The organism is Amycolatopsis rhabdoformis (genome assembly GCF_035918295.1).
Classification (GTDB): Bacteria; Actinomycetota; Actinomycetes; order Mycobacteriales; family Pseudonocardiaceae; genus Amycolatopsis; species Amycolatopsis rhabdoformis.
On sequence record NZ_CP142149.1, the window covers coordinates 8,746,474 to 8,758,580 of the forward strand.

Sequence of the window (12,107 nt, forward strand, 5' to 3'; positions counted from 1 at the left end):
TCCCCGGCCTCCCTTAGCGGTTGTCCTCGCAGTTCAGGTGAGGGAGGCGGGGCCCGGGGAGGCGGTGAGGGAGAACTCCCCGGGATTCGGTGCCTCCCTCACTCGGCTCCCTCGTCCTCGTCGGCGTCGAGCGCCGCGCTTTCATCACGCTCTGCGATCGCGTCGCGGACGCGGGCCGCGGACACCTGCATGGTGCCGCCGGTCTTGTAGGGCTTCGCTGACTCGGGCAGCGCCTCCTGCAAGTCGCCGAACGTCCAGCTGGTGTAGGTGCTGGCGTCGAGTTGCGTGAGGCCGTGCAGGACTTCCTGGGTCCGCATCCGCGCTTCGGTGCCGAGCACGCTCGCGATGTCGGCGAGGTGGTCGACGCGTTCGGCGCGGACCGTGACCGGCGCGGCGGCCGGCGCGACCTGTGCGCGCAGTTCCATCGCGCGCTTGGTGACCTTGGCGGCCTGCTCGGGGCTGATGTAGAAGCTGCGCAGCAGGCCGGGCTGCGCGGTGAAGCCGCGGGCCATGCAGGTGCCGACGTCGCCGGGGCCTTCGTCGGTCTTCGGGGTGAGCCCCACTGCGGAGATCCCGGCCTTGTAAGACCCGGTGCCGAGCACGGCGTCGTTGGCCATCTGGTCGCCGATCGCGAAGCACGCCTTGTTGCTGGCCACCGAGGTGATCTTGCGCGGCAGCGCGTCCTTCGACGGTTCCGGCGTGAGGAAAATCAGGGTGATCGCGTACTTGCGGGCGGTGCTCATGAGCTTGGACGCGACCTCAATGGCTTTCTTGCCGTCCTTGCCCATGAACAGGTTCTGGCACTCGTCGATCACCACGACCCGGGGGCGCAGGCGAGCGTCCTTTTCGGCCAGTTCCCGGGTGACCGAGCGCTCGGTGCCGTCGGCCTTGATGAGCTTGCCCCGCACCGACAGGTCGTCGTACAGCTCGTAGAGCAGGTTCAGGCACGCGTCCACGGTGTCCTCGTTGGCACCGGTGGTCAGGGAGCGCAGCCGCGGCTTCATCGGTTCGTAGTCAGCGTTTTCGGCCATCACCACGACGTCGATTTCGGCCAGCGGATCGAGCATCGCACCCGACACCAGGTTGATCGCCATGGTGGACTTGCCCGAGCCCATAATGCCGCCCAGGGCGTAGTTCGCCTCGTTCAGCCGGCCACGGACCACGTCGCCCTTGAGCGTCACGCCGACCGGGACGCCGGCGAAGTAGTCGGCCTGCGCGTTGTCGAGGTCGTCCAGCAGCGGCCACGGGTCGACCGGCCCGGACAGGGCACCGGGCTTGGCCACCCACAGGTCCAACATGGACGGTTGCGGTTCGGTCGGCCACACCTCACGCGGGTAGCGGACCAGGTTGTGCGCCAACGTGGTCTTGCGCTTCACGATCTCCTCGACCGGGCACGCCGGGGGCAGCGCGATCTGCGTGCGCCAGCCCTTGCCGTCCACGTGCGGCGGGGTGATGAACTTGATCCGCCACCCCTCCTTCATCGCGCGGTTGAACCCCGTGATGTTCAGGTTCTTCAGCGCGTTCAAGATCGTGTTCTCGTCGGGCAGCTCATCCATCGAGTCCGCCTCGACCGCCGGGGCGAGCCACTGCGGCACGTTCCCGTGGGTCCGGCCCGTCTGATACAGGTAGCCGACCGCGAGCACGGTGCCGCCGACCAGCAGAAACACGCCATAGGAGGTCAGGAACCACACGGTGAATGCGATCGCGTCGAGGACCGCGCCGATCGGCGCGAGCACGTCGCTGATGTCGCCGTTCTTGATGGCCAGCACGATGCCGAGCGCGAGCAGCAGGGCGGCCAGTCCGAGCAGTCCGATGACGGCGGCCTTGATGACCTTGCCCGGGGCGGTCATCCACTCCTGGACCCGGTCGTGGCGGCGCTGCTTCTCCGCGACGTCAGCTTCCTGCCAGTAGCGCAGCATTTCCTGATCGCCGGCGGCTTCGGCCGCACGCATCTGCCGTTCGTAGCGGTTCGCGCCGTGGGCGTCGCGCCAGCGGCGCACGACGATCTTGGCGCCGGCGGTCGGGTAGGCCACGCCGTGGCGGAACGCGGTCTTGGTGCGGTCGTGCTTGACGACCCGCTTCGCCGTGCGGGCGGCTACGACGACGTCGTTGCGGTAGGCGGCCCAGCGGGCTTGCGCGAGCGCCTTCTCCGTCATGCGCGCCTGGAACTCCTGCTCGGTGAGCACCTCGTCGGGCTCGATCCCCTCGTCGGTGCGGGTCGGCAGGTGGTGCACGGTGGCCAGCTCGCCGGCGGCCGGGGTGGTGTTGTCGGTGTCCATGGTGGTGTCCTCCCGGGTCACTGGTGGTCGGCCTTGTACTCGTCGCGGAACTTGCGGGCCCACTCGGCTTTGCAGCGGAGCGTGGTGCGGATCGAGGTGGCCGAAGTCGGGTTCATCTCGATCGCCGGGTCGGCCAGCGCGGCGTAGAAGTCGTCACGGGCCATCTCGAACGTGCGGACCTTCGGCGCCGGGTGGCTGGCCGGGGTCGGGGTGGACTTGCGCTGGTCAGAGGGCAGGTCGAGGGTCTGCACCGCCGCGTCGGCGATCGGGTCGTCTTCGACCTGGTCGGCGGGTCGGTCCTGCATGGCGAGCCATGCGGTGACCTCGTCGGCGAGCACGTCCCCGACGTAGTCGCTGGTCTCGATCGCGGCGACGAGGTGGGTGCGGCCGTGGTGGCGGGTGAGGGTGTAGCGGCCCGGGGCGAACACCAGCCGCGCGGCCCCGTCTCGGTCGATTTCGGCGACCGCGTGGCGCACCGCAGCGGTGCGGACCCGGGCGATCTTGCGGGTGGCGTGGCGCTCGATCTTCGCGGCGTCTCGCTCGGCACGAGAGCGACGCGGAGCGGCCACGGCGATCTGGTGGGCGATCACCCCGGCCACGGACACGATCCCCATGACCACGGCGACGTTCCAGCCGCGGCCGATGCCGTGCAGCACGTTGAGCGCCGCGCCGGTGCCGGCGAACAGCCACACCCCCACCTGCAACGTCCACACCGGGCGCTGCGGGTGGCGATGCCGCGAGACCTCGACCGCGACCGCAAACGCCCACATCCCCAGCTCGGACAGCGCCGGCAGCAACCCGCCGGTCAGCGTCCGGTAGACGCCCACGCCGTAGTCCGACATCGCCGGCACGGCCATGACCGCGGACACCACCGCGAGCAGGTAGATCGGCAGGCGCACGCGGTGCTCGGACAGCCACCCCGCGGCCGTGGCGAGCGCCGCGGCTCGAGCTGCCTTACGGTCGGCCCGGTGCTGGGCGGCCCGGGCCGCGGCAGCGTCTTCGTCCGCCCGACGCTGCGTGGCTTGCGCGGCGGCGGCGGTCAGGGTCCGGTCGAGCTTGGCGGCGGCGTCGGCGCGGCGCTGCTCGGCGTCGGCGGCGCGGTCGGCGCGCCGGTTGTCGGCGTAGGTGCTCATCACGCACGCTCCCTGTTCGCGTCGTGGTCGCCGGCCGGGGCCGACGCGGTGGTCTGGTCGGTGCTTCCGTTGCTGTGGCTGGTGATCTGCCGCGGCGCCGGCCCGGCGGGCAGCTCGGCGGGGGCACGGCGGGTGTGCAGCTCGTGCACGCCCCACGCCGCGGCCGTCGCCACGGAGGCCAGGGCGAGCCAGCCAGCGACCAGCCAGCCGAGCAGCAGCGGGGCGGCCACGGCGAGCAGTTCCGCGAAGTGCCAGGCGATCCAGGTGGTGGCGGCTTCGGTGCGGGTGCAGGTGTGTCGAGCGGTCATGACGGTCACCTCCGTTCAGCGGGGCGGGTAGATGCGGCCGGCGCGGGCCTTGGCCAGCAGAAGCGAGGTCTTCACCGCGCTCACGGCCAGCCAGATGCCGTAGGCGCCGGCGGGCAGCACCACCCACGCGGTCGGGAAGAACAGGACCAGGGCGATGAGGCCGGCGACCTGCAAGGCGTGCCCGCGCAACGTGGCCTGCGCTTCCCACGCGACGGCTTCGCAGTAGGCCTGGTGGTGCCACTCCATCCACGTGCGGTTCTCGCGGCGCTTACGCATGGCGGGCCTCCCGGGTGCTCTCGTGGGGGAAGAACTGGTTGATGGGACCTCGGGGCTCGCGCGAGGCCTGGGCAGTGGCGTAGCGGTCCAGCTCGCCCATGACGCCCTCCAGGACCCGGGCGATCAGCACGATCGGGATCCGGACCAGGTGCAGCAGCAGGAACAGCAGCACGGTGACCGCGTGGCGGATCAGGGCGAGGGTGCCGTAGCGGGACAGCACGTCGAAGGTGCTCACGACTGGCCACCGCCGTTCTGGCGGGTCACCCAGCGCTGGCACCAGGCCAGCACATCGGCGGCCCGTGAGGTCCACGTGATGGTCGGGTCCGCATCGAACTCGCGGGCCACCGCGGCGGCCGTGGCCTGACTCGCAATCGTCAGCGGCAGCACGCCGGTGGCGTAGGGGTCCAGGTTCATCGCGGTCCAGCGGTCCGTGCGGATGAGCAGGCCGTTGCTCACCGCCTCGATCACCGGGCCGACCGCGAGGTCACCGCCGATCGGCACGAACGGCCGCGGCAGCGAGACCCGCAGGTCACCCACGGCCAGCTCGTTGTTGATCCCCGTGATGCCGGCGGCCGTGGCGTGGGCGGCCTCGAACTTGAGGTAGTCAGTCATCGGTTTCCCTCCTGGCGGTCGGCTTCCCGGCGGGCGCGGTCGAGCTCTTCCTGCTGGGACTGCACGAGGTCGTGGTAGACGCCGGAGTCGCTCACGCGGCCACCCCGATCTGGTCGGCCATGGCGGTGTCCTCGCAGGTGCCGCACTGGCGGGTCGAGGTCGGCACGCACTGCTCCTGGACCACTCCGCAGTCGACGCACACGCGGCGGGCGTCCATCGCGCGAGACAGCGCAACCAACTGCGCCGGGGTCGCAGTGCGCTTGAGCGCGGCGCGCTCGACGGAGAACAGCTCCGCCACGGTTTCGTGGGCGTAGGGCTTGACGTGGCGGAACACGAGCAGCGCCACCGGGTCCTGACCGTTCGGGCGCAACCCGGCCTCGCGCAACTGGGCGCGGGTGAGCAGGGTCGAGGGGGCCTCGCCCCAGCCGAACATCGGGAGCCCGTCACGGAAACCGCGGCACAAGCACGCGTGGTGGGTGCGGCCGTCGAACACCGTCGTCACCTGCTGCTTGCGGTTGCGGGGGTTCACCGGGCCACCTCCGAGAGAGTGGCGCGGATGACCTCGTCCAGCCCGACGCTGCGCAGCTGGTCGGCCACGTCGAGGTAGGTCAGGGCGCGGGTCCGCTTGACCTCGGCCGGCACCTGGTCGTTGGCGAGCAGGAACGCGGCGTTGCGGGCCAGAATGTCCGCCAGCTCCAGCAGCCGCCCGGAGATCTCGCGGGAGACCAGGCGGTTCAGCTCGCGCGGCGTGTAGGTGTAGGTCGTGGGTTCGGCCGGCTGGTCGGCGGCGGTGCGCTCGACCTGGGGCGTGGCTACCATCTGGGCGTCCTCCGTGCGGTCTTGCGGGTGGATGGTGGAACCCGGCGCGGTGTGCGCGTTCTTGGCGGAGTGAGCCGCCGCGTCGGGCCGAAAGATCAGGCGAGTTGTCATCGGGCTGGGAGTCCTCACTGCGAGAAGTGGTCGGCCGCGGTGCTCATCGCGAGCGCGGCCCGTTCGATCGCGGCCAATGCGTCACCAACGGCGCCCTTGGCGATCTGGGCGTGTTCCTGGGCCTGCGCCACCGCGCCGGTGGCAGTGCCGAGGTTGAGCCGGATGTTGTCCAGATGGGTTCCGCCACCCACCAGCGCGGTGACCTGGTCCTGCAAGGTCGTGATCTGGCGGTCGGCCTGGGCGAGGCGGTTGAGCGCGTGGTTCTCGTCCGCCATCGGGAGCAGGGCATCCCGCGGGATCGTGTCGATGAGGCCACGCAACTGGGCGGCCAGCTCGTTGATCGTCATCAGGCGGCCTCGCCCTCGACCAGGAGCGCGCGGAACACCGCGGTCTTGCCCTGGCGCTGCGAGCCGGTGACCAGGTAGCTCGAGCGCAGCAGTTCGCGGCCGGCGCGGCGGCGGGCACGGCTGGCGCGGCGCTGGTCGGTGAAGTCGCAACGGAACGCGGCCTCAGCGGCGAACTCGTCCGCGGCCAGGTTGAGGTCAACCTGCTCGATCAGGGCGTCGATCGCGGCTTCGGTCAAGCCGTCCGGGAACACGCCATCGGTGGCGACCTCGTCGACGAACGCGCCGGCCGCGTCGAGCTGGCGACGGTTGATGTGTGTGGACCTCATCTGATCTCCTTTCGTTGACTGACCTAATCCAACATAGGTCAGCATGTGTCAGTTGCAAGTCGGCCATTCGAGTGAACTATGTCGGTGTGTGTCAGAGCGGTACGCTGATCCAATGGACGCGATCGGTGGGGCCGCATACCAGCGCGTAGCTGAGGTAATCCGCGAGCACATTCGGAGCGGAGCCCTGAAGGCGGGCGACAAGCTTCCAGGTAACCGAGACCTTGCAGAACAACACGGGGTCGCTCTTGCGACTGCTCAGAAGGCCGTCCGGTTGCTGCAGGACGAGGGGTGGGTGGCGACCACTCCCGCGGTTGGCGTCTTCGTCAGTGGCATCCCCGACGAATCGACCAGTGTCGAGGCCCAGCTACGCGATTTGCGAGCAACAGTCGCGGATCTCGCTGCGCGGCTTGAGCGCATCGAAGGTGGAGCTAGCTAGCGATGGCGTGGCCGAACGACGCGAGCGCATCTCCGACACTGCCCAGCCATCCGAACGCCGCACGGGCGAAGCTGGCGGCCTCTGCCGGCTGTCGGATCACGACGACGAGCAGGCCCAGCACGAGCAACGTGCCGATGATCTTGCCTCGTGCGTTGCCGCTCTTCTCCTGGACAACCGGCGTCGTCTTGCGGGCCATGGTGAGCTCCTTCTCGGTCGGTTCCAGCCGATCCGTTCGGCGGTATGTACCAAGAAAACCGCAGCTCACGGGACGTCGGAACCGCATTTCCCGGGATCTTTCCGGACGTCCCAGGAGACGCTCGCGTCCCCCGAAAACGTCCCAAACGTCCCTACGTTCCATGGGAGCACGACGTGGCCAATGACCGCCTACGGACGGCCATGCTCGCCGCCAACCTCGACGTTCACAGCTTGGCCGGCAAGGTCGGCGTCGACTGGAAAACGGTCGACCGCTGGATCGGCAAAGAACGCGTGCCACACCGCTCGACGCGGCAGAAAGTCGTGGCGGTACTTGGAGGTCGTGAAGAGGACCTGTGGCCGTCGCTCGCCGCAGACAGCCGTCCCGCGCAGAGCGAATCTGAACTCGTCCACCTGTACGAGTCGCGTTCCGCGATCACCGGCGCCGCATGGGAAGCGTTGCTAAGCGGCGTGCAGTACAGCATGGACGTGCTCGTGTTCTCGGGCGCCTTCCTCGTCGAGCAGTACAACTTCATTCCGCTGGTACGGCAGAAAGCAAAGGCGGGCGTGCGGTTCCGGCTGCTCGTCGGCGATGAGGCGGCGCAGGCGGTTGTCCAGCGAGCCGTGGAAGAGCGCACTCCGGGAGGTCTCGAAGGCCGCGTGCAGCTGATGCGCCGTTACCTCGCGGACGTGGTCGACTTGGACGGCGTCGAGGTCCGCACGCACGGCGAGATCCTCTACAACTCGCTGTACCGATTTGACGATGATCTGCTCGTCAACGGGCACGCGTTCGGTGCCCTGGCAGGGCAAAGCCCGGTGATGCACCTGCAACGACGACCGGACGGCCACATGTGGGAGCACTACATGCGGTCGTTCGAACGAACCTGGGACCTGGGCGTCCCGGAGAAGGCGTAGGGATCATGGCTCGCATCGACTACTTCGACGACCCGAATGCGCCGACGGCCAACAGTGTGGTGCCGTCCGTGACTGTGGTCGTACGCGACGACCAGGGTCGGGTGCTGCTCATCCACAAGATCGACAACGACTTGTGGGCGCTCCCGGGCGGTGGGCACGACGTGGGGGAGCGGATCACGGATACGGCGGTCCGCGAAGTCAAGGAAGAGACTGGCGTTGACGTCAAAATCGTCCGCCTCGTCGGCACTTACACGGATCCGCGGCACGTCATGGCCTACGACGACGGCGAGGTTCGCCAGCAGTTCTCCTTGTGTTTCGAGGGTAAGTGGGTCGACGGGCAACCGAGGGAGGACGGCACCGAAACGAAAGCAGTGCGTTGGGTACCGCCTGCGGACCTTGACCGGCTCAACATCCATCCATCAATGCGCTTGCGGATCGACCATGCTCTCGACGCCGGCCGCAAGTCGCCCTACCTTGGCTGACCGGCCATCCGGGCCTCGGTCCTTCGGACGGCCCGCCTGAGTATCGGAGCAGCCTTGATCCACGTCCGGTGCACGGGATCGTCAGGCGAGTAGCGGTTCAGAATCTCGGAGATTCGTTCCTCGTAGGTCAGCCGCTCGCCACCTGGTCCGGTCGTAAGGTCAGCCGTCACTAGTGCGTCCAAGGAGGGCGAGTCTTCGAATGGAAACTCGTCGAGCTCGGTAGCTAGCCCCCGCTCTTCTGCTTCGAACCGGGCACCTGAGTGATGGGCTACCAAATTCACGACACCACGAGGCCAACCGTGGTCGCGCAAGTACCGGGCACCATCGAGGGGATGGAAGTGGGTATGTCCGATTTCTGGGGCGTAGCCGATGTCGTGTAACCAGGCAGCGCTGACGAGCGCGTCGGTCTCCTCAGTCGGCACCGCCAGTGAGAGCTCGCGAGCACGCGCCGCGACGCTCTGGACATGGCTCCAGCGGCGTCCGAGCGGCGCAATGAGCTTCTCGGCTACGCCAGCAGCATCGTCGACGGTAAACACGGCTTCCAACGTTACAGGGAGCTGCCCAATGTAGCTACGGCGCTCGTCGGACTGGCTCCTGAGCAAACGTTGTTGCTCGGCTATCGGTCGCACCGATGGGCGATCCGACGCACCGTCCAATGGGTGCGATCGGATGCCCTCGGCCCTGGCTTCGTTAATCTGCGCGCAATAGATCTTGCCGCGGGCAACTCGCAGACGCTCACCGACCTTCGAGCCGACGACGAGCTGAGCCAGAAGATTGGCTGACAGTCAGTCTGAGTCGCCTAGAAATTTCGGCGCTTCGCTTGACTAAGAGCTTCACGGTATGAGTTCAAGACCTCGTCAATTTCGTATTCGTCTCCAATCAGTGCCCGCCATGGCCACCTGTCGCGCTGCTCGGCAGAGCTCTCTCGTAAGTAGGTTTCTGCGTGGGGGATACCATCCGACCCGTCGTAATCGGCGATAAGGAATTCGCCCTGGTTTGGGTGGTAGGACCGGGTCTGCCCCTGCGTCCGTTGTTGGATGATGCCGATTAGGTACTCGAGAGAGTCGAACGACTCCGCGTACGTCCGTTCTTCCGGAATAAGACTGCTGAAGACATCGCGCAAATAGAACCTCATGAGACGGCTCTCCGGGTAGTAAGGCTCTTTGCCCTCCCAGCGAGGTATTGTCTTCAAGTTGCCCTGTCCGAGAACTCTTTGAATATGCAGTTGCTGGGCTGCCGGCGCCATATTGTTGGGGTACTCGAGGTTTCGCCACTTGACCTTCGTGGAAATCTCCAGCAGAAGGCGATCACGCCCGCGATTAGCTGCGACAAGTCCGATAACCTCGTACGCAAGCAATGCCGGGAAATGCTGAAATTCACTTACGGGTCCCTGAAATGCCGTGTCGGGTATCACGCGCGCGTCAAGGAGGCGTTGCACAACCTCCTTCCATAGGTCGAGATGATCAAGTCCTCTGTCAAACCAGGTACCTGTGGCGAGTAGGTTTAGGAGAGGTAATGAGGCGTGGTAGTGAGCATCAAGAAGTTCTTCGAGCCTCTTTGGCACTTCTTCATGGCCGACGTGAAAGGTTTGCCCCTTGATTGCGTCGACTGCTCGGTCAAGCGCGGTCATCACTAGATCATTAAGATTTATTCGCGCAGCTGGATCGGGTAGATAGCGTTTGAGTCGAGCCACCGCCATCGCCGTGGTCAAAGGAGGCTCGGTCAAGCGGTCCAGTGCATCGATCCCATCGGAAAGATTTGCGAAAAGTTCGTCCGCGCTTGCGACGTCGAGCACCATTCCTTTGCGTGTTGCCAGTAACCGGCCTGCGTTTTCCCCTTTACTGCTTCGCCGATCCCAGTATAGGGGGTATCTTCTTGAGCTCGCACTTTCGATGGCTGAGACCAACGCTGTGTCCCAATCTGCAGACCAGCCTGATATGATCAACCCGTACTCGTCGACGACCTGCGCAAGAATGTTTTTCCATTCATCTGGATAATCTTGCAGTTCGTCTGGAGTGTTCCTACTGCCGAGGTCTAGGTAGTCGCCGTGCAGCTTGATGACTGTCGCGTCGGCATGGGCAAGTGGTGCCATTCCATTTACGGCTTCAGGTCGCGAGATGACCTGCGGGGAGATCCCAACCGATTCTAGGGCGCGCTCTGTCAGTCGATCGAAATTCGTAGTCAGAATAACCTTCACTGACCCACGTTTCACTAGTTCTGCGAGGCTTAGGTGGGCTCTGCTTGGAACCTTGATTCCTTCGTTTCGATCCTCGTCTGTGGGCTCAAAGAAGCTCCGGAGTATCCCTTGTCTCGTAGCAGGTGTCGGCGCGATAGATTCGAGCAAACTTGAGTATCCAAGCTCGCCAGAGCCGTGCTTAGTCCACCACGATTCTGGATCGACTTCGGCTGCGTCTATTACAGATTGGTCTTCTGCAAAATTGATGGCCGCGATTCTTCGAACTAAGTCCTTAACGATTCCCCAGCCTGTTGGAATCCCAGCGCCCGTGGATACCCCTGATCCCAGGAGGACTGCGTAGACTCCGGGCTGAGCGTGCATTGCCGTCGCTAGCATAACCAGAGGGCTAAGCGCATTAGCGGGGCGAAAGGTTGTCATATTGTAACCTTGACCTTCGTGTTAGGGCCTCTGCTTCCCAGACGGGTCGCCATCCTGGGTCGTTACATCGACTATGAGTCCGTCGTCGTTGCACTGCTCGGGAGTTTTCGTGTAGCAAATGTTGGATTTCTCCGCGATCTTCTAGGATCCTTGTTGCTGTGGCAAACGGACTTCAGTACGGGGAGATCCCCGATGTTCCTGTCGGCAAGACGTTCGCGAACTATATGCCGAGATGAACGCTGTGGGCATCCACCGCTCTTCTCAGTGGGGCATCTCGGGTGGTAAGGACGGCTCCGACTCGATCGTTGTGAACGGCGGCTATCCCGATGATCATGATGCAGGGGACGAGATCATCTACACGGGTCAGGGCGGCCGCGCTCATAACCGTCACGTAGCAGACCAAGAGCTGGTTCTCGGCAATGCCGGACTCAAACGGGCCTATGAAGAGCGCCAACCGATCCGCGTGATCCGCGGCTCGAAGGGAGACAAGCGGTTCTCGCCCGCGGCTGGCTACCGATACGAAGGCCTCTTCGGCATCACCGAGATGTGGCCAGAGGTTCGGGAGCAAGATGGCCTTCGCATCTGGCGGTTTCGTCTGGTCAAGCTCGGAACCGAAGCATCGGCGGCCCCGACGTCAGACCCCGATGAGGCTGAAGACGACAACGTCTCGTGGACTGGAGGGCACCGGACGTCGCTGGTCAAGGTTCGTCGAGGTCAGCGGGCGTTCCGGACCGGTCTGCTGGAGAAGTACGGTCTGAACTGCGCTGTCACTGGCCCAGCGCCCAAGCAGGTTCTGCAAGCCGCTCATTTGAGGGCGTTTGCCGATCATGGGACCCATAAGCGCAGCGAGGGGCTTCTGCTCCGGTCGGACATTCACAGCCTGTTCGACGCTGGTCTCCTCGCAGTCGACACTGCGGACAACACGGTCGTCGTGGCGCCAAGCCTGCGGACGCACACCACGTACGGCCCTCTCGCCGGCACAGCGCTGTTGGTTCCGGCTGGTCTGATGCCAGACCGAGCTGCACTGGATGACCACCACCAAGCGGCTCGGGCGCGGTGGGCACTCGAAGAGTGACGGGGCCGTGGTACCCCCTATTCGCCCCCGAGCGGAACAGCCAAGCCGCTCGCTCGCAGGTCACGGGGTACAGAGCCTCTCGTCTGTAAATCAGACGGCTCAGCCTTCGGGGGTTCGAATCCCTCACCTGCCACACCGAAAAGCCCCCGCCTCCACCGCGGGGGCTTCTTTCGTCAGTGCGA

The 12,107-nt window shown here is 65.7% G+C and carries 18 protein-coding genes; 5 read left to right on the plus strand and 13 right to left on the minus strand.

Translation table 11 applies throughout. The annotated features are described in order from the left end of the window. Positions 1 to 98: 98 nt before the first annotated feature. The 10 genes from VSH64_RS40555 to VSH64_RS40600 form a co-directional block, all read right to left on the minus strand. Complete coding sequence (locus VSH64_RS40555) at positions 99 to 2,279, minus strand: zonular occludens toxin domain-containing protein (protein WP_326568036.1); 2,181 nt, start codon at positions 2,277 to 2,279, stop codon at positions 99 to 101. Between the two features lie 17 nt (positions 2,280 to 2,296). Continuing rightward, on the minus strand, positions 2,297 to 3,412 hold the full coding sequence (locus VSH64_RS40560) for a hypothetical protein (RefSeq protein ID WP_326568037.1): 1,116 nt from the start codon (positions 3,410 to 3,412) through the stop codon (positions 2,297 to 2,299). Next, positions 3,412 to 3,720: a hypothetical protein gene (locus VSH64_RS40565; RefSeq protein WP_326568038.1), complete on the minus strand. Its 309-nt coding sequence runs from the start codon at positions 3,718 to 3,720 to the stop codon at positions 3,412 to 3,414. Before VSH64_RS40565 ends, VSH64_RS40560 begins: the two co-directional genes overlap by 1 nt. Before the next feature lie 15 nt (positions 3,721 to 3,735). Next, complete coding sequence (locus VSH64_RS40570) at positions 3,736 to 3,996, minus strand: hypothetical protein (RefSeq protein ID WP_326568039.1); 261 nt, start codon at positions 3,994 to 3,996, stop codon at positions 3,736 to 3,738. Then, positions 3,989 to 4,231: a hypothetical protein gene (locus VSH64_RS40575; protein ID WP_326568040.1), complete on the minus strand. Its 243-nt coding sequence runs from the start codon at positions 4,229 to 4,231 to the stop codon at positions 3,989 to 3,991. The genes VSH64_RS40570 and VSH64_RS40575 overlap by 8 nt, the downstream gene beginning before the upstream one ends. Beyond that, positions 4,228 to 4,608 carry a hypothetical protein gene (locus VSH64_RS40580; protein ID WP_326568041.1) on the minus strand — a complete coding sequence of 127 codons (381 nt, stop codon included), beginning with the start codon at positions 4,606 to 4,608 and terminating at the stop codon, positions 4,228 to 4,230. Before VSH64_RS40580 ends, VSH64_RS40575 begins: the two co-directional genes overlap by 4 nt. A 91-nt stretch (positions 4,609 to 4,699) precedes the next feature. After that, on the minus strand, positions 4,700 to 5,137 hold the full coding sequence (locus tag VSH64_RS40585; RefSeq protein WP_326568042.1) for an RRQRL motif-containing zinc-binding protein: 438 nt from the start codon (positions 5,135 to 5,137) through the stop codon (positions 4,700 to 4,702). Beyond that, positions 5,134 to 5,538 (minus strand): hypothetical protein, encoded by a 405-nt coding sequence (locus VSH64_RS40590; protein ID WP_326568043.1) that lies wholly within the window; start codon positions 5,536 to 5,538, stop codon positions 5,134 to 5,136. The genes VSH64_RS40585 and VSH64_RS40590 overlap by 4 nt, the downstream gene beginning before the upstream one ends. 14 nt (positions 5,539 to 5,552) lie before the next feature. After that, positions 5,553 to 5,885 (minus strand): hypothetical protein, encoded by a 333-nt coding sequence (locus VSH64_RS40595; RefSeq protein WP_326568044.1) that lies wholly within the window; start codon positions 5,883 to 5,885, stop codon positions 5,553 to 5,555. Further along, on the minus strand, positions 5,885 to 6,211 hold the full coding sequence (locus VSH64_RS40600; RefSeq protein ID WP_326568045.1) for a hypothetical protein: 327 nt from the start codon (positions 6,209 to 6,211) through the stop codon (positions 5,885 to 5,887). The genes VSH64_RS40595 and VSH64_RS40600 overlap by 1 nt, the downstream gene beginning before the upstream one ends. Positions 6,212 to 6,323: 112 nt before the next feature. Between VSH64_RS40600 and VSH64_RS40605 the strand changes: the two genes are divergently transcribed. After that, a complete protein-coding gene (locus tag VSH64_RS40605; RefSeq protein WP_326568046.1) occupies positions 6,324 to 6,647 on the plus strand; it encodes a GntR family transcriptional regulator in 324 nt (107 codons plus the stop codon). Here VSH64_RS40605 and VSH64_RS40610 read toward each other — a convergent pair. Then, a complete protein-coding gene (locus tag VSH64_RS40610) occupies positions 6,640 to 6,843 on the minus strand; it encodes a hypothetical protein (protein ID WP_326568047.1) in 204 nt (67 codons plus the stop codon). The genes VSH64_RS40605 and VSH64_RS40610 overlap by 8 nt on opposite strands. 173 nt (positions 6,844 to 7,016) lie before the next feature. On the opposite strand from VSH64_RS40610, the gene VSH64_RS40615 reads away from it, so the two are divergent. Further along, the gene (locus VSH64_RS40615; RefSeq protein WP_326568048.1) at positions 7,017 to 7,754 is read left to right on the plus strand and encodes a helix-turn-helix domain-containing protein; all 738 of its coding nucleotides are present in this window, start codon (positions 7,017 to 7,019) and stop codon (positions 7,752 to 7,754) included. A 5-nt stretch (positions 7,755 to 7,759) separates the two neighbouring features. Continuing rightward, entirely contained in the window at positions 7,760 to 8,236 is a 477-nt protein-coding gene (locus VSH64_RS40620; protein ID WP_326568049.1) for an NUDIX hydrolase, read from the plus strand. Here the strand turns inward: VSH64_RS40620 and VSH64_RS40625 are convergent. Beyond that, positions 8,224 to 8,772, minus strand: coding sequence for an HD domain-containing protein (locus tag VSH64_RS40625; protein WP_326568050.1), 549 nt, complete (start codon positions 8,770 to 8,772; stop codon positions 8,224 to 8,226). The two genes, VSH64_RS40620 and VSH64_RS40625, sit on opposite strands and share 13 nt — an antisense overlap. On the opposite strand from VSH64_RS40625, the gene VSH64_RS40630 reads away from it, so the two are divergent. Continuing rightward, positions 8,701 to 9,018, plus strand: coding sequence for a hypothetical protein (locus VSH64_RS40630; protein WP_326838233.1), 318 nt, complete (start codon positions 8,701 to 8,703; stop codon positions 9,016 to 9,018). The two genes, VSH64_RS40625 and VSH64_RS40630, sit on opposite strands and share 72 nt — an antisense overlap. A 17-nt stretch (positions 9,019 to 9,035) precedes the next feature. Here the strand turns inward: VSH64_RS40630 and VSH64_RS40635 are convergent, their stop codons facing one another. Continuing rightward, positions 9,036 to 10,793, minus strand: a complete 1,758-nt coding sequence (locus VSH64_RS40635) for an SIR2 family protein (protein WP_326568051.1) — start codon at positions 10,791 to 10,793, stop codon at positions 9,036 to 9,038. A gap of 289 nt (positions 10,794 to 11,082) precedes the next feature. Here VSH64_RS40635 and VSH64_RS40640 point away from each other — a divergent pair, with 289 nt between their 5' ends. After that, positions 11,083 to 11,925, plus strand: coding sequence for a YDG/SRA domain-containing protein (locus VSH64_RS40640; RefSeq protein ID WP_326568052.1), 843 nt, complete (start codon positions 11,083 to 11,085; stop codon positions 11,923 to 11,925). The last annotated feature ends 182 nt before the right edge of the window (positions 11,926 to 12,107 follow it).